Below are 20543 nucleotides of genomic sequence, written 5' to 3' on the forward strand. Positions count from 1 at the left end.
ATTATGAGCAATCTTAAAACAAATACAAAAATCAATGATCCGATTCAGAGGGCATCAAAAATAAAATGTCTAATCTGTGATCTGGATGGTGTAATGACTGATGGTTCAATTTACATGTCTCAGACTGGGTTTGATTTAAAAGTGCTTAATGCCTTGGATGGTGTCGGTATAAATATGCTCATAAAAAATGACATTAAATTTGCAATTCTGACTACTTCCGAAATTTCTTCAATTACTCATCATTTAGAGCGGTTTGGTGTGATTTGTTATACAGGACTAAGTGATAAATTACCGTCATATTATCATCTTAAAGAAGAACTTCAATTAGATGATGAGGCTATCGCTTATTGCGGTGATGATCTTCCTGATCTGGCTGTTATGAGCCGGGTCGGTCTTAGTATTGCAGTTGCTAATGCAGTAGTGCAAGTAAAGGACATTTCTCACTGGCAGACAAAAAATGAAGGCGGGCATGGTGCTGTACGTGAAGTCTGTGAGTTTATTCTATCGGCACAGAATAAGCTTGAATCAACTATTGAGGATTATTATCGAAGGACTGTTTAAATAAAGGACCATATAAACAAGCATCCTCAAGCTCGTTAACTGATTATCAATTAGTGGCCGTTTTGAAATGATATATGACATTCGTGATGCTTAGGTTCGAAAAGGAGTTTGTAAAAAAATGATTTTTGCTGATGCATTTGACTTTGAAAAAGCAAATTAAGTTAATTTTCATCAATGTTTAAGTAGCAGGAGTCGAAAAACAATGAGCATCTATAAAAATAGCTTTGGTTTACCGTCTGACACCCAGGGAAAAGATATTGGTGTGTTCCTCCCTATGGGTAATGGCGGTTGGATTTTATCCAAGAATAAACCTGAACTTGATGGCAGTTATGAGCTTAATAAACAAATTGCGTTAATGACTGAGAAATTAGACTTTGATTTTGTTATGTCAATGGCTAAGTATCGAGGATACGGTGGAGAGACTCGTCATTGGAACGATACGCTTGATGCTACATTATTGGCAGCAGCAATTGCAGCCATCACATCACGTGTTAAAATCTGGACAACCATTCATACTCTATTACAAAACCCCGCGGTTGCGGCAAAAATAATCACCACTCTGGATAAGATAAGTAATGGCCGAGCTGGATTAAATATAGTAACGGGTTCCTATAAGGATGAATTTTCTCAAATGGGAGCATGGCTGGATGATGTTAATCATGATCAACGTTATGATTTGGCAACAGAGTGGATCCAGGCAATAAAAGCACTTTGGCATGAGGAATCGGTGACAATGAAAGGTAAGTATTTTACCCTCATTGACTGTCAATCTGGGCCTAAACCTGAAAAGCAGCCTTTCCTGATTTGCGCAGGTATTTCTCCGCAAGGCATGAATTTTACCATCAATGAAACAGACGCTATTTTCCTAAGTGGTAAAACAGATGAAGATTTGGCTAAGATCAGCTTGTCTGTCAAAGAACATGCTGAGCAAAAAAGTCGTTATATGCGCACCTATATTCAGATGACTTTAGTCATGGATGAAACCGATGCTAAAGCTCAGGCTCGTGCTAATTATTATAGTGAGGGTCTGGATGAAGGCGCCCTAAACGGGATGCTAAAAGCTTATGGCCTGTTGGACAAAGAAATTGGTAAAGAAAATGATTATGTTAAAGCTGCACGCACTGGTTTTTTATCGATGCGAATAGCTGGTTCAACAGAAACCATTATGGAGCGAATTCTGGAAATATTTGATCGCACTCATATTGATGGCATGATGATCATTTTTCCTGATTATTTACACGACATTCCTATTTTTGCCAAGGAAATATTGCCAGGAATACGTAAAAAGTATAGACATGAAATATGAAGCCTGACAGGTGTTTTTTGTGTGAAAAGTTGAATTAGGGGACCGCGAATTAATCGGTGTCGCAAGTTGACGGTACAAAGCCCTTCAGTGCTGGGATTGATGACTTCATAATAGGTTCCCTTATGAGATTTGATCCCATTCTCCATCGACAAGTAAAAGTTTGAGGTCATGTCAATTCGTTGTAACAGAGATACGCTTTTTACCCCTCTGGTACCGAACTTATCTGTTTTTACATAAAAGGATTCCTTTTCTCATAGTATTTTATTTGTAGTAGCATAATTTTAAAGTGTTTTTTTGATTAATAATAATCAATTCATAGGCATGCAGGAAAAAAACACTGCTATACTTATCTTTGACTTGCGTCTGCAAAAATATTATTACTTGAAGGAGTCATAGGATGAAGAATAATCCTCGCCTTATTGTTGGTATAAGTGGTGCATCCGGTATTATTTACGGAATCCGTTTGTTACAGCTGTTACGCTCTCTCCCGGTTGAAACTCATCTGGTTGTCAGTAAATCAGCTCAGTTGACTCGCGAATACGAAACAGAGCTCTCTGTCTCAGAATTAAAAAGTATGGCGGATGTATATCATCCTATTAATGACATTGGTGCCAATATCGCCAGCGGTTCCTTTAAAGCCCTGGGAATGATCGTGGCCCCCTGCTCAATGAAAACACTGGCTGAAATTGCACATGGTATCAGCACCAATCTTATTGGACGTGCTGCCGATGTTATGCTCAAAGATAGACGAAAACTGGTTCTGATGACCAGAGAATCTCCTTTGCATCTTGGCCATCTGGAAAATATGGTTAAAGTAACCATGCAAGGCGGCATTATTTGCCCAGTGATGCCTGCTTTCTACAACAATCCACAAACTGTAGCGGATGTCGTTGACCACAGCGTAGGCCGAGCTCTCGATCTTTTTGATATTGATTCTGGAGTCGTCAAACGATGGGATCCTGACCAGGATGCTTAATAGTTACCAGGATGGCGACTTTAGTAAGAAAGGTTGTCTGATATGAAGATTTTTATAAAAAATGTTTCATCTGACAAAATACAACTACTTGCTCAGTCGAATTCGGCTGAGTTCAATTTTTATCGCGAGAGATTTGGGTGTTGAACGGTAAGATCTTCAACAATATCAAGTTATTCATTACTGTTATTGCGAGATTGGCTTAGCAGTTTTGTATGAAAGAGGCCCTGTCATGAAATATTATCAAGATAAAGCGTCCGCTCCAAACGAAATCAAACAGTCTACGCAGTCAAAATATTCTTACCAGCCCTTGGGCGACCCTCCTAAAGTTTTACTAATCTCTGAAAATTCTATCCACAACGAAAAATTCCCTGTGCATTTTGAACAATTTGAGAAGCTTTGCGATTGCAATCATTTCGTACATGATCTCGAAGACGACTTTCGCTATATCGGACGAGTTCAAAAGGGAAAGCAGTTGGGTCGTCAATGGGGTATTCCTACAGCAAATATCGATGCTGAACATATGTACCCTTGCCTGTCAGGCATTTTTTACGTCAAGGTAAGACGCAAAAATGGCCAGAGCTACCAGGGAATTGCCAGTGTTGGTAAAAGACCTACAGTAAGAGGTTCGACCCAGGTGCTGGAAGTTTTCATTTTCAATTTCTCTGGCGATCTGTATGGTGAGGCGCTGGAAATTTTATTTGTTCATAAGTTGCGTGACGAAATAAAGTTTTCATCTATAGATGCCCTTATTGGACAAATTTATGATGACATTCATAAAGCCCAAATTCTTTTTCCTGATTGAAATGATTGTGTATTGATTTGTACCTATACTGAAAGAACATAACCAGAACTTATAAAACTCTTTTCGGAAAATAAAATGAATCAATTAAATAAAGGCGATTTGTTTGAGCGTGCGAAAAAAGTAAAATGTCTTATTTGCGACATTGATGGAGTAATGACGGACGGCAAAGTATACATAGGTAGTAGCGGCGAGGACACGAGAGCATTTAATGCCCATGATGGGATTGGTATGCAAATGTTGATTGCGGCAGGCATTCATCTTGCAGTTATCACCACCTCCAATAGCAATGTCATCTATGAGCGAATGCAGAAAGTGGGCATCATGTGTTTTTGCGGTCAAGTTGACAAGCGTAAAGCATATACGCAGATCAAGGAAGAATTGCAATTACACGATGGTGATTTTGCTTATATCGGAGATGATCTGTCTGACTTGATGATTATCAAACAAGTCGGATTAGGCATCACTGTTCCCAATGCAGTGCAACAGGTGAAAGAGTGGTCACACTGGATCACCGAGCGCAGCGGCGGTGAAGGAGCAGTCAGGGAAATCTGTGAAATCATTCTTATGAGCCAGGATAAATTTGAGATGGCACTTGAAGGCTACCTCGCAGGTACTGCCTGTCTCTAGATGGATAAAATTAGGATTTGAGCTAAAATTACAATAGTATCAATACTTGAAGCAAAATAATGAGGCTGGGCATCCAGCTGTATTAATAAGGCAGCAGACAAATGCTAAGATCTTCTAATCTAAAGTTGTTTCCGGTATTTCTAGTCGCATACGAATTAATCAGCTATCTATCCATCGACGCTTACCTTCCTGCAATGCCGATAATCGCCCAGCAGTTTAAGGTTAACGATTCTATGGTCCAGCTCACTCTTACGGTCATATTTTTGGGTAATGTATTTGCTCAGCTTTTGCTAGGCTGGATTTCTGAGCAATATAGCCGGAGAAAAATTCTGTTGTGGGGAGGAGCTGTGTTTGTCATTGCATCCTTTATGGCCGCTTTTTCTCCTGGAATTGAAGTATTAATTTTTGCTCGTTTTCTGCAGGGAATGGCCATCACCTCCCTTATAATTGCAGGCTATAGTACCATTCATGTTCTTTATGACCAGGAACAGGCCGTAAAAATTATTGCATGGATGGGAAGTATTACCGTATTTGCTCCTGCCGTAGGGCCTATATTGGGAGCATTTATCATGAAGCTGGCCAGCTGGCGCTGGATATTTCTTATTCTTGCCCTGGCTGCTTCTTTCTGTCTTATTTACTTGTACAAAATCATGCCAGAAACGGCCAGTCAGGATGGTCACAAGAGTAACTTTATCCTCTTGATCAAAAAATATTTGAAAACAACATTTAACCCACGCTTTCTCCGTCCTGCATCGGTATGGTGTTTACTTTTTGCCGGTATGACCGCATGGAGTATCTGCGGGCCATTTTTCGTAATCAGCTACCTGAAGTATAATCCGATAGCATTTGGTGTGGTGCAAGGCTTGATTTTTGCTTTTTTTATTCTGGGAACACGATGTATAGGCTGGTTATTAAAACGGTATTCCCTCAAGGGTATTGCTACACTATGCAGTATAATTGTTCTAATCTCAGGCTTCCTGGCCATACTATTTAGTCTCCTGGGAATTTTTACGCTCGTAACGCTTATAGCCACCTTATTACCACTGATTTTTACTTTGGGGATAGGATTTCCAGTGTTTAGCCGGCTTGCTGTTGAGAGTAATGATGAGTCAGTTATGATTAAAGTTTCACTTTACTCTCTTCTCCTTAATATAAGTTCTTTCTTTATGGGAGTTATCGCTTTAAGCCTTTTAGAGAATAAGTTTTCTTTCTTACTGGTCATTGCAATACTGGCGTTCTCTTCATTTGCACTGAGCTTTTATAAATTACCATTTGAAAAAGCAGATGGCGCTGAGAAATAGCGTGAAAAAACTAACCTTTTTATGATGGCTTGAGGTTTAATTTTTTTGTCAAACTAACTATAAAAGATAATTATTATGACAATATTTCAAAAACAATCCTGGTCGTCTATTGATAAAGAATCGCTTCCTCCTAATGATTCTTTATTATCCTGTCTCGTTTTATTAAGCAGGTATTATCAAAACCCTTACTCTGCTCAATCGCTTTCAGCACGACTACCATTAAAACGTAACAAGTTAAGTCCGGCACTATTTTCTCGCGCTGCCGCAAGAGCATCGTTAAATGCCGAGCTTAAAGAAACACCCATTAATAAAATTTTGGATGAAAGCCTGCCTGTAGTATTACTTTTAAAAGAGGATGAAGCCTGTTTACTGATTCATGACGCTCATGGACAAAGAAAAATTTTCAAACCAGAGGATTCCAGCCAGCTGTTTAATGTGGAGGACATTTTACCCCTTTATACTGGAAAAGCATTTCTGGTACATCCTGAATATAAATTTACAACCAGAGCTGAAGAAACTACAGGCAAACGATCCAGGAACTGGTTTTGGAAGGTTGTGGTAAAATCCTGGCCGCTCTATTCCGAAGTACTGGTTGCTTCTCTGTTAATTAATATTTTTGCCCTGGTATTGCCTCTGTTCACGATGAACGTGTATGACCGGGTAGTGCCTAATCATGCTATTGAAACCATGTGGGTACTTGCTGGCGGTGTCGGCCTGGTGTTTCTGTTCGATTTATTGTTCAAGACTTTGCGCGCACATTTTATCGATCAGGCGAGTAAGCGCAGTGATGTTGAACTCTCTGCTTCCATCTTTCAACAGATTCTGGGTGTTAACATGAAAGACAGGCCCAAATCTGTGGGCGCTTTAAGCAATACAGTTCAATCCTTTGAAGTTTTCCGTGATTTTATAACCTCAGGCACAATGACCGTGTTGGTTGATTTACCTTTCGTCGCTATTTTCATACTCGTTATCTACTTTATCGGGGGTAATCTGTTTCTTATCCCATTAATTATTGTTCCTATAATTTTTATTGTCGGTTTCATTTTGCAACTTCCCTTAGTCAGACTAACCAAGCAGTCTTATCAATTAGCCGCTGAAAAACAGGCGACCTTATTTGAGTCCCTTGCTAATATTGAAACTGTGAAAACAGTGGGGGCTGAATCAGCTTTGCAATCAAGATGGGAGCAACTTATCCGGCTTTCTGCCAAGACCGGGATGAAACTGCGTAGTGTTTCCAATATCAGTATGAATTTAACGGCATTCGCCCAGCAATCAGCAACGATAATTATGGTTATTGCCGGTGTATATATGATAAGCGAAGGGAATTTAACAATGGGGGCATTGATCGCCTGCACTATTCTAACCGGCCGTGCACTAGCGCCCATGTCGCAGGTTGCATCCCTGCTGACTCGCTACTATCAGTCCGTCAATGCACTTAAGTCATTGAACCGCGTGATGCAGATGCCTCTCGATGTTTCCGAGGATTCGCATTTTCTGCATCGTCCTGCCTTAACGGGGAATGTCGAGTTTAAACAAGTCTCCTTTGATTATGGGGATAAAAAACTTCCTATCCTGAAAAATCTGACTTTCGCCATAAAAGCGGGTGAGAAAGTAGCGGTTATCGGGCGTGTCGGTTCAGGTAAATCGACCCTGGCGAAATTGATTCTTAAGCTGTATCTCCCTACTGAGGGTGCAATATTGTTGGATGATACCGATTATCGGCAGATTAATCCTGACGATCTTAGACAGCAAATTGGCTATGTACCCCAGGATGTCAGCCTGTTTTATGGCAGCGTCAGAGAAAATATTACCATTGGCGCCCCTTTTATTGACGACAAATCAATCATAAGAGCAGCCAATGCGGGAGGAGTCGGTAGTTTCACTAATAAACATCCGGATGGTTTTGATCGTCAAGTTGGCGAAAAAGGAAGCGAGCTGTCAGGAGGACAGCGTCAATCCGTTGCAATTGCCCGCGCTCTGCTTCGTAATCCGCATTTACTAATTATGGATGAACCGACATCCGCAATGGATGATAACAGTGAGCGCTATGTAAAAGATCAGCTTACTCAATTTTTGACTCCCAAGCATACTCTGATTCTTATTACTCACAAATTGTCCATGCTGGAATTAGTCGATCGAATTATTGTCCTTGATGAGGGCCGCTTAGTCGCCAATGGCAGCAAAGAAACCGTCCTGGCAACCCTTCGTTCAGGGATGACTGTTCAAAAGGAAAAAAATAATGTCTGAAAAATCACGCATATTTTCACATTTAATCCTATGGGGAACGATTATCTTTGTTTGCGTTGCATTTTTATGGGCCCATTTTGCCATTCTGGACGAAGTCACCAAAGGAGAAGGCAAGGTAATTCCCTCCAGTCAGATTCAGATTATTCAAAACCTTGAGGGAGGAATTGTTCATAAACTTTATGTACGAGAAGGACAGATTGTTCAGCAGAATCAGATCCTCATGCAAATCGATAATACTCGTTTTATGGCTACTTTTAATGAAGCTCAAAAAAAAATGGCAGCCTTACAGATCCAGATAATGCGTCTGAATGCGGAAATGAGCGGATCGAAAATGTCTGTGCCTTCTGATTTTTCCAAGCAAAATCCAGGTTTGGTCGAGGCGGAAAAAGCATTATTCAATTCCAGAAAAGAAGAATTGGAACAGATGAAAGAGGCGCTCGACAATGCCATAAAAGAACTAAATCTTTCTAAACCCCTGGTTGATAAAGGAGCTGTATCCGAAGTTGAAATTTTACGCCTGCAGCGTAGTGTTAACGAGTTAAAGGGTAAAATATTCCAGTTTAAATCGCAGGCATTAGAACAACTGAATAAAGCCAAGGGCGAGTTTGCAGCCTTAAACGAAGCGCATATGGCAGACAAGGACCGACTGGTCAGAACTACCGTACGCTCACCGGTGAAAGGAATAGTCAAACAAATCAAGGTAAATACCATTGGGGGAGTAATTCAACCAGGAATGGATATCATTGAAATTGTTCCGCTCGACGATACTTTATTAATCGAAGCCAAAATTAAACCCTCCGATATTGGATTTATAAAGATTGGGCAAGAAGCAATGGTGAAAATAACCGCCTATGATTTTTCTATCTACGGAGGTCTTCCCGGAAAAGTAGAGCAGATTAGTGCCGATACGATCACCGATGAAAAAAAACAAAAAGAGGAAACCTATTATATTATCCGGGTGAGAACAGAGAAGAATTACCTGGGAACTGAGCAAAAACCGCTATATATTATCCCCGGAATGATGGCGACAGTGGATATATTGACCGGACATAAGTCCGTCTTGAATTACTTGCTTAAACCTATATTGAAAGCCAAGGAAAACGCGCTGACCGAGAGATAAGCAGTGTTTAAGGGCAGGATCTCGTCGAGATCCTGCCACAACCGCCTGTTTTAACTTGCTGTTTATTACCAATGAACTTACTGGTTAACCAGATATCAGATGATACTGGCAGATGTGTCTTTAATATCATTGTGTTTCGCTAATTCATTCTCTGCTCTGATGGCAGATTTAGCGTGATAAAAACCCAGGTTACCCAAAATAGTCACTGGAAGTAATCGTTGCATATTGAGTGCTGTATAAAGTTCAGATTGTTTATCGTTTAATATCGATGCAAAATCTGCCCCCTTCTCAGCGTTTAACACTGCATTAATTATTAATTCCATTTTTGCGTTGCTGTTACGCCAGTAAGGGTTCCAGCTATTTTGATTCTCAGCCAGGCGGGTAATCAGGTTTATAATCGTATTACCTATCTTTCCCTGATTATTTAAGATCGCAATTGCTTTATCATAATTACTTAGCTCCGCTTCCTTTGGAGTAAACACTAATTCTGAAGTATTTAGCCGTTCGGAGAGTTGCTCTTTAATATGTAAATAGAATTCACTGATTTTGGCATCGATAAATGGAAAGTTATCAGCTAATTCCCTAGATAGTTCCGGGGACAGTTTAAGCATATCAGGAAGCGGCATGGAGGACGCCTTTTCAAATAATTGATTAAATTCCTCGATTATCGCTACACATGTCTCATTTTCTTCTTGCAGCTCTCTTAATTTATTAGCAAGTTGAATAATAATCCCTATATGGCCAAAAAAATTGGAAACAGTGTCGAATGCTTTCTTTGCATTGATAGTTCGATTCCCCAACTGAATTGTTGATGGTATCTTTTCTTGCTCATTCACAGCCTGACAATACGTGTCTATCCGTATACACAATTCGTTGAATAAAGGCATTAGCTGCTTTACATAAAAATCCTGCTGATTAATTGCAGCTGATATGTATTCATAAATTTTTGAACATTCAAGAACACGTTCCATCGACATTTTACTAATGTAAGACTCGTAGCCTGATACTATTTCATGCCTTTGTAACTGCGTTAAATCCGCATCAAAATGATTTAAAAACATTTCCAGGTTTGATGGGGTTGCCAGGGCAGGCAATATAAAATGAAAATGCTCATGCTGGCTCTTTTTGATTAGCCAGTCAAGATGCTTATTGCGGGAGTTATGGGCATAATCATGCATTACGCCTTCACCTATGGCGAGTGTTCCATACCCATGGCCCAGGCGATTATAACGCTCCTTGAACGCTTCCAGTTTATCTAATGGCACATAAACACTTATAAACCGGCCATTAATTTTTATTTTTTGAATAAGGGGATTTTCAGGAAATCTTTTTAAAAACATAATAGCTCTCCAAAGCAATTGAGCCATTATAACATTAATTGACCCATATTTGAACACCATTTTTTGTTAGTTGCTTATTAGGTCAAAATGACTTTGAATAATGTCGTTTCCGCGTAGGCGGAAATCCATCTTGCAAACAACGTCAGGAATTATCTTGAGAAAGGGGATTTTCAGGAAATCTTTTTAAAAACATAATAGCTCTCCAAAGCAATTGAGCCATTATAACATTAATTGACCCATATTTGAACACCATTTTTTGTTAGTTGCTTATTAGGTCAAAATGACTTTGAATAATGTCGTTTCCGCGTAGGCGGAAATCCATCTTGCAAACAACGTCAGGAATTATCTTGAGAAAGGGGATTTTCAGGAAATCTTTTTAAAAACATAATAGCTCTCCAAAGCAATTGAGCCATTATAACATTAATTGACCCATATTTGAACACCATTTTTTGTTAGTTGCTTATTAGGTCAAAATGACTTTGAATAATGTCGTTTCCGCGTAGGCGGAAATCCATCTTGCAAACAACGTCAGGAATTATCTTGAGAAATAGATTCCCGCCTTCGCGGGAAAGACACGATAATAGATCTGTTTTAGTAATTGGTAAGTCATCCGCTGACTATATAAATAATGAGGGGATTCCTCAGAGACAAGCCGAGCTACACATAGAGTCTATAATCGACTTATTCGTGTTCGGGATCTACTACAAATATTCCAGGTGCATTACGCAGATACTCATTGTAGTCCATTCCATAACCAAAAATATAATGATCCTCTACCTCAAGTCCGACAAAATCTGCTTTTTGCAGGCCATTAGGAACTCTCTTGCGGTATTTATCTACCAGAACGGCACTATACACCGCCTCAGCCCCCATCGCGGCCACTGTGTCGATAATAGCTGCCAGAGTAACCCCCCCGTCAAGAATGTCATCTACAACCAATACCGTACGCCCTTCAAGATTTACGCTGGGCTTTACTTTCCAGATAAGCTCGCCGCCACGAATCTCGCCGTTATAGCGTGTCGCATGGACATAATCAACTTCCAGAGGAAAGTTAAGCCGGGGAAGCAAGTTGCCCATAGGAACCAGGCCGCCAATCATAACGCATAAGATGACCGGATTTTTATCCTGCAGCACTTCATTGATACTGGCCGCCATCCTGTCCAAGGCAGCTTCCACTTCCTGGGTGCTGAAAAGAAGCGATGACTTTTCATAAACTTCTTTGATATTAACTGGTATTGACATCAGAATTCCTAAAATTGAATTAATTAATCTGCAAGCATCGTCTTCATTAAATATTATTCTCTTTTACCAGGCACTGGGAACATACTCACCTTGGCCTCCGACTTGCCATGCTCTTTAATTTTAGCAACCCCCTGCTTGTTCACTTCATCGATTCGATGAATGGAATGAAGCGGGATGAATGTTTTTTTAATGTTGCTAAACTCCAGTTTAAGACGCTCCTCGGAAGGGTCGACTACCAGCGAAGAGTTTTCACCAAATACAAAGTCCTCTACCTCAAGGAAGCCAAACATTTCACTTTCGCTAATTTTACGAGCATAAATTTCATACACAGTCTCCTGATGATTAAACATAATGCGGTAAATAGTTTTTTTTGACATAATTTGACCTGAAGTAAGTGACTTGGGTGCAGTCTATAAAACGATAGACAATCTTAGGCTCTGTGAAGCAATTTTAATTGTGGCTGCAAATGCAGCTAACTGGTGCCAATATGTTTTTGAATTCGTTAAATAGAACTCGCTATTCGCCTCATTCAAAAACATATTAGCACTCAATTATCGGCATTTTCGCTCACAATAAAATTGCTTCACAGAACCTAGCGCGATTATACCGAATTTATTCAGAGTTTACACGTTCCTGTTCATCTGGAGTCAACGAGTCTGCTCTGAGTTACAACCCTGCTGGGCTGGTCGGATACGCATTTCAGCCAATTGCTCTTTAAAGGTTATCGCCTGAGGATGAATAGGATCTTCCTGGTATTTTTTCATAACCAGACAATAAAATCCTGAAGGAAGAATCGATATCATCTTGCTTAATTGATTCAACACCTTAAATCTCTGTATCCACAAAGGATTACTGCAGGGCGGGATATAGTGAAAATAGGATAGATGGCATTGAATAAAGCCTCGGTGAATCATCGCCCTTTTGAGCGAAAAAGCGGAGCGTGTTGTACTTCGAGTATGGCCAAAACACAAGTCCTCTGACCAGCGCAGGCGCGCCCCCCATAGACTGATTGGATTAATGCCAAGAAATACCGCATAGCCCATAGGTTTTAATATCCGGTCAATTTCATCAACGACCGCCATGCGAGAAGTACCCTCCAGGGTCAATGGCGCTAAAACACAATCGACACTATTTCTGTCGAGAGGCAGCAGATCCAGTTCTGAAATAAACGTACTGAGATTAACATTGGAATGCGGTGTAGCAATCCATTTATGCTGATAGCGTAAAAGGGGAAGCCATTCGTTTTGCCCACAGCAACCTAATTGCAGCAGGCATTCACCATGAAGCAGCTCTTTCAACGGCTGCAGCTCCTGGCAGAACGCCTTTGATACTGACAGACCTGGCTCGCTTAAAAACCATTCATCCAGCATCCTGAATCGGCTCTTTTGTTTTTCTAGGGACAAGCTTTATTCCAGTTATATAACCAGCTTCTTTTGTATCACAGGCATAACAGAAACAGCAAGATTCCTGTATTTCCTTACCAGCACAGACTCGTCTATTTCGTGCATTGAGCCGATTTTTTGTCTATAGTAATCATAGTATTAACTTCTTAATAAACTGATGGCAATCACAACGGAAGAACAAAGACTACAAGGGATTGCGCAGCTAATGGTCCATGAAAATCTCCTTGACAAGACCAAAGCCCTTGAATGTCAAACCCAGGCTCACCAGAATAAGCAAACTTTATTGCAATATCTGGTGCAGAATCATATTTTAAGCGCACAGCAGGTGGCTTTGATTGTCGCACAGAATTTCGGCCTGCCTTTTATTGATTTGGATAGCGTGGATCCTGAAGTGCTTCCTGTATCACTCGTTAATGAAAAGCTTATTCGACGTCATACTATTCTCCCTCTTTTTACCCGTGGAAACCATCTTTTCCTGGCCACGGATGATCCCAGCAAGCAAGCGTCTTTTAAAGAAATTCAGTTTCATACCGGTCTTCACACCAACACGATTGTTGTTGAAAGCAATAAATTAGCAAAACTGGTCGATAGATTACTTAATGAAAAAGAAAATCAGGGTCTAAATGATTACGTCAAGGATGCCAATGCCCTTGATGATCTCGAAATAAGCGCAGACGAGGAAGAAGCAGAGCGCAGTGCGGCCGGCGAAGATGCTCCCGTTGTTAAATTCGTCAACAAAATTCTTTATGAGGCAATTAAAAAAGGCGTTTCGGACATTCATTTTGAGCCCTACGAGCGTGATTATCGTATCCGCTACCGGCTCGATGGTCTTTTAAACGAAGTGGCTGCCCCTCCTATCAGTCTGGCAAGTCGAATTACAGCTCGAATAAAAATCATGTCCAATCTGGATATTTCAGAAAAACGAATCCCTCAGGATGGACGTTTTAAAATGAAACTTTCCCGTGCACGCTCTATTGATTTCAGGGTAAGCACCTGTCCGACGATTGCCGGTGAAAAAGTTGTGATGCGGATCCTGGATCCCGGGTCGACGAAACTTGGAATTGAGGCCCTTGGATTTAGCCCTCTGCAACGAGGTCATTTTTTAAAAGCAATTGAAAAACCGCAGGGTATGATACTGGTAACCGGCCCGACGGGAAGCGGTAAAACCGTAACCCTCTATACCGCCTTGAATATTCTGAATACTAAAGAAAGTAACATCTCGACAGCGGAAGATCCAGTGGAAATCAAGGTGCCTGGAATTAATCAGGTTAACATTAATCCCAAAGCGGGATTAACGTTTTCAAACACCTTGAGAGCATTTTTACGTCAGGATCCGGATATTATTATGGTGGGGGAAATACGCGATCTCGAAACGGCAGAAATTGCGGTCAAAGCTGCACAAACAGGACATCTTGTCTTATCGACTCTACACACCAATAGTGCAGCGGAAACCCTCACCCGTCTGGTTAATATGGGAATCCCCTCTTTTAATATAGCCAGCTCTGTCAGCCTGTTGATTGCTCAGAGACTTGCGCGTAAATTATGCGATGCCTGTAAAGTAGTTCGTGATGATACCACGCCCAAAAGTCTTGTTGAATTGGGATTCTCCGAAGAAGATAGTCAGCAAATGAAAATCTATAAGGCAGTCGGCTGCCCCAACTGCAATCAAAACGGCTATCGAGGGCGTGTTGGCCTTTTTGAAGTGATGCCAATGTCCAAGGCGCTGGGTGAAATTATCATGTCAGGCGGCACATCCCTTGACATTCTAAAGCAGGCACAGAAAGAAGGAATGTGGACCATTTATCATGCCGGACTTGAAAAAATAAAGGAAGGAATTACGACCATCGAAGAGGTCAACCGAGTCACAATGGATTAATCAATGGAAAAAACTGAAAATAATTTAAAAAGCTTTCGCTGGGAAGGCGTTAATCGGGCCGGAGAAAAGGTCAAAGGCATAATTGAAGCCAAAACTTTAGTTCTGGCTAAAGCTGATTTAAACAAGCAAGGCTATATCGTTAAAAAAGTAGTCAAAAAGAGAAAGTCCTTTTTTGATAGAAAAAATAAAAAAATCAAGCAGGCAGATATCACAATTTTTAGCCGGCAACTGGCGACTATGATTGCCGCTGGGATCCCCCTCATTCAATCTTTTGATATAGTCACAAAAGGCCAAACGAATGCCCGGATGATCAAACTGCTTGAAAGCGTAAAAAAGGATATTGAGTCGGGTACCGGCATGGCGGAAGCTTTATCCAAGCATCCGGTGTATTTCAATGAATTGTTTACAAACCTGGTGGATGCTGGTGAAAAATCAGGTTCATTGGATATCATGCTAGACAAGGTTGCCACCTATAAAGAAAAAATCGAAACCATTAAAAAGAAAATCAAAAAAGCATTAACCTACCCTATCGCCGTCCTTATCGTTGCGATTCTGGTAACCGCTGCATTACTCATCTTTGTAGTGCCGCAATTTCAATCCCTTTTTGAAGGCTTTGGCGCGGACTTACCCGCTTTGACTCGAGGCGTTATTGATTTATCAAAGTTTTTCCAATCCTATTGGTATATTATCTTTGGATTGCTGGGTGGTGCTATTTATGCCTTTATCTATGCAAAAAATCATTCACCTCAATTTGCGCATACAATTGATCGCAGCCTGCTTAAAATTCCGATTATTGGTACTATTCTCGTCAATGCGTCTATCGCTCGATTCGCTCGAACGCTCTCAATAACCTTTGCAGCCGGATTACCGCTGGTGGATGCACTGAAATCAGTTGCCGGTGCGACAGGAAACATCCTCTATGCAGAGGCTACCGACAAGATTCGCCAGGATGTCTCCACAGGCCAGCAAATGCAGCTTGCCATGCACAATACCCATATGTTTCCCAATATGGTGATACAAATGGTTGCCATTGGTGAAGAATCAGGTACTCTTGAAAAGATGTTAGGCAAGGTAGCTGATTTTTATGAGGAAGAGGTTGACAACGCGGTTGATGCCCTAAGCAGTTTGTTAGAACCGATAATTATGTCGATTCTGGGTATATTGGTGGGCGGATTGGTTGTTGCTATGTATCTGCCTATTTTCAAACTTGGTTCTGTGGTGTAATTTCATGCTTGATCAACTCTCACAACTACATCCCGCTGTATTATATTCTTTCATAGCTCTATTTACATTGTCAGTAGGCAGTGTACTCAATATGATTATTTATCGTTTGCCAATTATGTTAAAACGACAATGGACTGAGGAGTGCGAGTGCCTTTTGAACCTTGAAACAGAAAAACCGGCAGCAAATATTAATCTTTTTTTCCCCCGTTCATTCTGCCCTTCCTGCAAAAAAACGATTCCGGCAATTGCTAATATTCCACTACTCAGTTATCTCTTTTTGCGTGGAAAGTGCAAATCCTGCAAGCAAAGCATTCCATTTAAATACCCATTTATTGAGTTGCTGACCTGCATCCTTAGTCTTTATGCGACTTGGGTATTCGGCTTTACCGGGTTATTGCCGCTTATTTTTTTGTTTTTATGGATATTAATTATCATGGTCTATATTGACCTTGAACATCAGATCCTTCCTGATAATCTGACCCTAAGTCTTTTATGGCTAGGCCTTTTGGCTAATACACAGCATCTGTTTGCAGATTTACCCAATGCAGTCATTTCAGCCGCAGCGGCCTACCTGTTTCTCTGGTCGATTATGAAAATCTTCTATCTCATAACCGGTAAGATAGGAATGGGAAATGGAGACTTTAAGTTATTTGCCGCTTTTGGTGCCTGGTTCGGCTGGATCATGCTTCCTCTGATTTTGCTTTTAGCATCCCTTTGCGGGGCAATTATCGGATTAATATATCTCCGCTTACAGGACAAAGACCGCAATACCCCGATTCCATTTGGCCCATTTTTATGCTTCGCGGGACTAGTCGCTTTATTTTGGGGCAAATCAATAATCCATTGGTATCTCGGGTTTTGGCTGTGATTCAGTAAAAAAGGTAAATTATTCTGCTCATTAACAGCAACAGGCATCAAATTAAGATCTTAATTGATTATTGATTTTAATAACCAATTCAATCATGTTTCGAGCCTGATATTTGTTTTTTAATATAGCGATATGATCTTCTATTGTGCGGTAAGACAAATGCAGGCTCTGGGCAATTTCTTTTGCACGTTTACCTTGCATGAGGAAGAGTGCAATATCCAATTGTCTTGGAGTCAGTTTTTTTTCGGCATCGGTGTTCAATAGAGAGTTAATATCGGCTTTCTCACAGATCTCAATCGGGGTGCTGTTATATTCATGGATTAATTTGTTTTTTTCAGCACGGTCGATCAGGCTTTTACCTTGATCTTGGAAATAGTCACAAAATTTCTGCAAAAAATCCAAATTATTTAAGTAAAAGTTGACCATGTCTTGCGAATTTGATGAGGTGGCAAAACCGAAAAACTCTGTGTAATTTTCAGATTTTCGTACTATATAAATGCCATTATTGATCTGAAAATTAACGCGCACCCATTCCACTATCACTTGATTTTTTAAGGAGGAAAAAAGCATTGCCTGATTCAGATAAAGTTCAGGATTGGCATCGATATTTCCAGTTTTATAAAACTCATTCTCTAGAAAAGCCTTTAAATGAGGAGCATTTGTGGTGAGACGAATACGGGAACCATCTAAATAATTTTTATTATAAGTGAAATAATTAATATTGTATTTTTCTAAAGGCTTGATCAGCTCTTGCATTTCGCTGCTGGCTGTAAAGAATAAATGCTTATCCGAAAGATGCATGCTAGAACAAATATCAATCCAAATGTGCAGTAATTATACCACTCCGGTCGATTTGAATCAAATTTTCCAGTATCCAGTCACTGAGAAATGGATTCCTTAACGTAATGGCAATGAAAGTTATGAAATACCTATCTACTCCCAGGCTTAATAAGTTCTTTTTCTTTGATCTGTATTACTCTGAAAAGGATATATGCACTTAAACAAGAGGGAATTAATGCCAAAAATGCAAAACCAAAGAGGTAGGAGATAAATAATTCCATAAATGGCGCAAAAAACACTAATAAAAATTCAGGGAATTTCCAAACCACATAGTTATTCAACAAAGCATCTAATAGGAACATTAACAATAAAGATAAATTCCCAATATAAAAGCCTAATAGAAAATAGGGATACGGCTGGTGTGACAAACGTTTTCTCATTAATTTAATCATTAAGACACTGGCTATGAGTGATGAAAATAAAATTATTGTTCCATTTATGTCTTTGCTAAGTGGGGAAGATTTTAAAATTTTAAAGCTATCAGCGAAGCCAAATATTAAAAGAAAAACTATGACACCAAAGAAGAAATAGGAAAGGATGTAAATACTTATTATTTTATATGTTCTCACTCTTAAATTACCTTGTGGTAAATACTATAATCCTAATCAAAACAACTTCTCCTGGAAATATATATTAATTCTGACAATAATCAATGAAAAGATATGTTGACTTCATGGAGATGAATTTGACTGTGAGCAACTTCGTTAAATTACTAATCTGGATCCTTATATTTCAGTTGATAGGTTTTTCATTAGGATTATTAACACAAAGCAACCTACACCCCTGGTACGAAAATCTTAATAAATCAGCTCTCACCCCTCCAGGCTTCGTTTTCTCAATTGTCTGGGCAATTCTATATGTGATACTTGCATTCATCGCATGGACTTTATGGAGTAAAGAAACACATAATCATCCTCACTCATTCCGATATTTATTTGCACTCCAGATGCTTATAAATTGGCTCTGGACGCCATTTTTCTTTCAGTTTCATTACCTGATTTTCAGCGCTTTTCTATTAATGATTCTTATTATGATTAATTTAATATTAATGGTAAAAATCCGAACCACGAATAAATTAGTTTTTTCATTATTGCTACCTTATATTATTTGGCTTGCCTTCGCTTTTTACCTCAATGCAGTTATCGCATTGCTTAACTAAAAGGCAAAATTATATATTATTAAGTGGGTCTGGTATCATATACTGGATGTGAATAAGTATAAGATTCTTCCGTAGGCTGTTCGCCACCCAGGATATTTCGTTTAAAAAATTGCGGCCAGGTTTCAGGACAAGGTTTATTTATTTTCTTATCAATTGAAGTCCAGTTAACATATCGATTGTCCGCAACACTTAGCGTCCTTCTAAAATCTGCTCCCTCTTCCTCTTCACCATATTTCTGATAAAAACCGTACTTTATGAATGTATTATATAGCTTACGCAGCTTATATTCCTGAGTATTCTTATTAAAGAACAGTGAATTGGTTTGCGCAGGTTCAGCAAATTTAAAACCTCTGGCTGGTTTACCATTAATAAGTAATCCCCCTATAACACCGCTCCAACCTTTTTCTCTGAAATAGGCGTAAAAATCAACAATGCCTGAATAAATAAATGTTCTGCCAAAAGGCAAATTCTGATTATCTAAAAGTGCTGCTACATGAAGTGGCGTGGGCTCAAAACCAGCGTCACGAATGAAATACTCCATATCCGCAAGAATTTCATCGCTTAAGATAATATTTTCCAGAACTAATTGTCTGGCCTTTTCAATTATTTCAGGATTTTCCCAGCATTCTGGTTTACTAATTGAGTGCCAAAACTCCCTTGATAACCTGGAGGTATGGACCAGACGGGCATAAAATCCAGCATCAGGTTTATACGATGAACGTAATTCAATCAATCGTTTTAAATCATTTTTTTGCGCAGTCAGGGAATCGTACTGATTGGCTCTTAATCTGGCAATAACATTTAAGCGCTCCCCCTCTAATGCCTCTGTTTGAGGAGCAACATACGAAGTTGCCTGCGTGAAGCGAACCAACTGGTCTGAAAGCCAACTCCCAAATGTATGAAGATAATCAAGTGCAGGATTAGAATATCCAATCTGAGGGCTCTCTGAAACTGACCATTGCGCTTTGATTGTATTAAGATGTTTCTTTCGGGCACGTGCTGGATGGTAGTTTAATTTGTTAATTATTTCTTTCTTTTCTTCCGCTAAAAGGAAAAGATCATAGGCTTGTTGCTGATACTCAAAAGCCTCATTAATGGCATTATCTTCAAGACTTACATTGCGCATCAAAAGATCAGCAACACTAATAAACAAGCGAAACTGCTCCTTGGAATACTCGCGGGAATAATAGCTGACGGGAAGCAAATGTTTACCCAGAGCGCCGCTAATGACTGCATGGAAAGAGAGGCAATAGCGTGTATCACCAATATCCAAAGGGGTTCTGTTTAGCAGTGATTTGAATTGTGAAAGGATTTCATCCTTGCCTGAAATTTGAAAATGATCATAGACCGCTTGTTGATCTCCAATACACCAGTTATTTTCTTTAAGCTTTGTTAAGGGATTATTTTTAGAGACATAAGGGACTGCGCTTAGCTGATATACCGGCTCAAGGGAACGCTCATCCACATCAATTTTAAGTTTCAGAATACAGTCTCTGGAAAAAAAAGAAATATGTGGCGAATCGTCCTCATCAGAGGATGAGTCACTGTCACTCCAGTCCTCTGCAATTTCGGGGGTAGGATAATTATCTGTGGAATAAATTTCGGGACTAACCACTATGCTATCTTCATTCATGAAGGCGATTCCTGTTTG

Annotated in this window: 20 protein-coding genes; 13 read left to right on the forward strand and 7 right to left on the reverse strand. The window is 39.9% G+C overall.

Annotation, left to right across the window (positions count from 1 at the left end):
- Positions 1–3: 3 nt before the first annotated feature.
- The 8 genes from B1207_RS02240 (at position 4) to B1207_RS02275 (ending at position 8940) form a co-directional block, all read left to right on the forward strand.
- The gene (locus B1207_RS02240; RefSeq protein WP_253255767.1) at positions 4–561 is read left to right on the forward strand and encodes a KdsC family phosphatase; all 558 of its coding nucleotides are present in this window, start codon (positions 4–6) and stop codon (positions 559–561) included.
- A gap of 202 nt (positions 562–763) precedes the next feature.
- Complete coding sequence (locus B1207_RS02245) at positions 764–1867, forward strand: LLM class flavin-dependent oxidoreductase (RefSeq protein ID WP_112218378.1); 1104 nt, start codon at positions 764–766, stop codon at positions 1865–1867.
- Positions 1868–2264: 397 nt separating this feature from the next.
- A complete protein-coding gene (locus tag B1207_RS02250; protein WP_112218379.1) occupies positions 2265–2843 on the forward strand; it encodes a UbiX family flavin prenyltransferase in 579 nt (192 codons plus the stop codon).
- 229 nt (positions 2844–3072) lie between these two features.
- Positions 3073–3645, forward strand: coding sequence for a riboflavin kinase (locus tag B1207_RS02255; RefSeq protein WP_112218380.1), 573 nt, complete (start codon positions 3073–3075; stop codon positions 3643–3645).
- A 75-nt stretch (positions 3646–3720) separates the two neighbouring features.
- Positions 3721–4272, forward strand: coding sequence for a KdsC family phosphatase (locus tag B1207_RS02260; RefSeq protein WP_112218381.1), 552 nt, complete (start codon positions 3721–3723; stop codon positions 4270–4272).
- Between the two features lie 101 nt (positions 4273–4373).
- Entirely contained in the window at positions 4374–5573 is a 1200-nt protein-coding gene (locus B1207_RS02265) for an MFS transporter (protein ID WP_112218382.1), read from the forward strand.
- 75 nt (positions 5574–5648) lie between these two features.
- On the forward strand, positions 5649–7820 hold the full coding sequence (locus tag B1207_RS02270) for a type I secretion system permease/ATPase (protein ID WP_112218383.1): 2172 nt from the start codon (positions 5649–5651) through the stop codon (positions 7818–7820).
- Entirely contained in the window at positions 7813–8940 is a 1128-nt protein-coding gene (locus B1207_RS02275; protein WP_112218384.1) for an HlyD family type I secretion periplasmic adaptor subunit, read from the forward strand. The genes B1207_RS02270 and B1207_RS02275 overlap by 8 nt, the downstream gene beginning before the upstream one ends.
- Positions 8941–9035: 95 nt before the next feature.
- Here the strand turns inward: B1207_RS02275 and B1207_RS02280 are convergent, their stop codons facing one another.
- From B1207_RS02280 to B1207_RS02295, 4 genes are all read right to left on the reverse strand, one after another.
- The gene (locus tag B1207_RS02280; RefSeq protein WP_112218385.1) at positions 9036–10280 is read right to left on the reverse strand and encodes a hypothetical protein; all 1245 of its coding nucleotides are present in this window, start codon (positions 10278–10280) and stop codon (positions 9036–9038) included.
- A 681-nt stretch (positions 10281–10961) separates the two neighbouring features.
- Positions 10962–11522, reverse strand: coding sequence for a hypoxanthine-guanine phosphoribosyltransferase (locus tag B1207_RS02285; RefSeq protein ID WP_112218386.1), 561 nt, complete (start codon positions 11520–11522; stop codon positions 10962–10964).
- Positions 11523–11575: 53 nt separating this feature from the next.
- Positions 11576–11899, reverse strand: coding sequence for a DUF1820 family protein (locus B1207_RS02290; RefSeq protein WP_058508328.1), 324 nt, complete (start codon positions 11897–11899; stop codon positions 11576–11578).
- Positions 11900–12169: 270 nt separating this feature from the next.
- Positions 12170–12925, reverse strand: coding sequence for a methyltransferase domain-containing protein (locus B1207_RS02295; protein ID WP_146739998.1), 756 nt, complete (start codon positions 12923–12925; stop codon positions 12170–12172).
- Positions 12926–13082: 157 nt separating this feature from the next.
- On the opposite strand from B1207_RS02295, the gene pilB reads away from it, so the two are divergent.
- From pilB to B1207_RS02310, 3 genes are read left to right on the forward strand one after another with little or no spacing between them, the layout of a single operon-like run.
- Positions 13083–14801 carry a type IV-A pilus assembly ATPase PilB gene (pilB, locus tag B1207_RS02300; protein WP_112218388.1) on the forward strand — a complete coding sequence of 573 codons (1719 nt, stop codon included), beginning with the start codon at positions 13083–13085 and terminating at the stop codon, positions 14799–14801.
- Positions 14802–14804: 3 nt separating this feature from the next.
- A complete protein-coding gene (locus B1207_RS02305; RefSeq protein WP_112218389.1) occupies positions 14805–16025 on the forward strand; it encodes a type II secretion system F family protein in 1221 nt (406 codons plus the stop codon).
- A 4-nt stretch (positions 16026–16029) separates the two neighbouring features.
- Positions 16030–16893 (forward strand): prepilin peptidase, encoded by an 864-nt coding sequence (locus B1207_RS02310; RefSeq protein WP_112218390.1) that lies wholly within the window; start codon positions 16030–16032, stop codon positions 16891–16893.
- A gap of 51 nt (positions 16894–16944) precedes the next feature.
- Here B1207_RS02310 and B1207_RS02315 read toward each other — a convergent pair whose 3' ends face one another.
- Positions 16945–17694, reverse strand: a complete 750-nt coding sequence (locus tag B1207_RS02315) for a LuxR family transcriptional regulator (protein ID WP_112218391.1) — start codon at positions 17692–17694, stop codon at positions 16945–16947.
- A 128-nt stretch (positions 17695–17822) separates the two neighbouring features.
- Positions 17823–18113, reverse strand: a complete 291-nt coding sequence (locus tag B1207_RS16060; RefSeq protein ID WP_253255768.1) for a hypothetical protein — start codon at positions 18111–18113, stop codon at positions 17823–17825.
- Between the two features lie 25 nt (positions 18114–18138).
- Between B1207_RS16060 and B1207_RS16130 the strand changes: the two genes are divergently transcribed.
- Positions 18139–18264, forward strand: a complete 126-nt coding sequence (locus B1207_RS16130) for a hypothetical protein (RefSeq protein WP_301182682.1) — start codon at positions 18139–18141, stop codon at positions 18262–18264.
- Positions 18265–18412: 148 nt separating this feature from the next.
- Positions 18413–18892, forward strand: a complete 480-nt coding sequence (locus B1207_RS16180) for a TspO/MBR family protein (protein ID WP_172458080.1) — start codon at positions 18413–18415, stop codon at positions 18890–18892.
- 19 nt (positions 18893–18911) lie between these two features.
- Here B1207_RS16180 and B1207_RS02330 read toward each other — a convergent pair whose 3' ends face one another.
- The gene (locus B1207_RS02330; protein ID WP_112218394.1) at positions 18912–20525 is read right to left on the reverse strand and encodes a hypothetical protein; all 1614 of its coding nucleotides are present in this window, start codon (positions 20523–20525) and stop codon (positions 18912–18914) included.
- Positions 20526–20543: the final 18 nt, after the last annotated feature.

Origin of the sequence: Legionella quinlivanii (genome assembly GCF_003265995.1) — a bacterium.
Lineage (GTDB): Bacteria > Pseudomonadota > Gammaproteobacteria > Legionellales > Legionellaceae > Legionella_C > Legionella_C quinlivanii_A.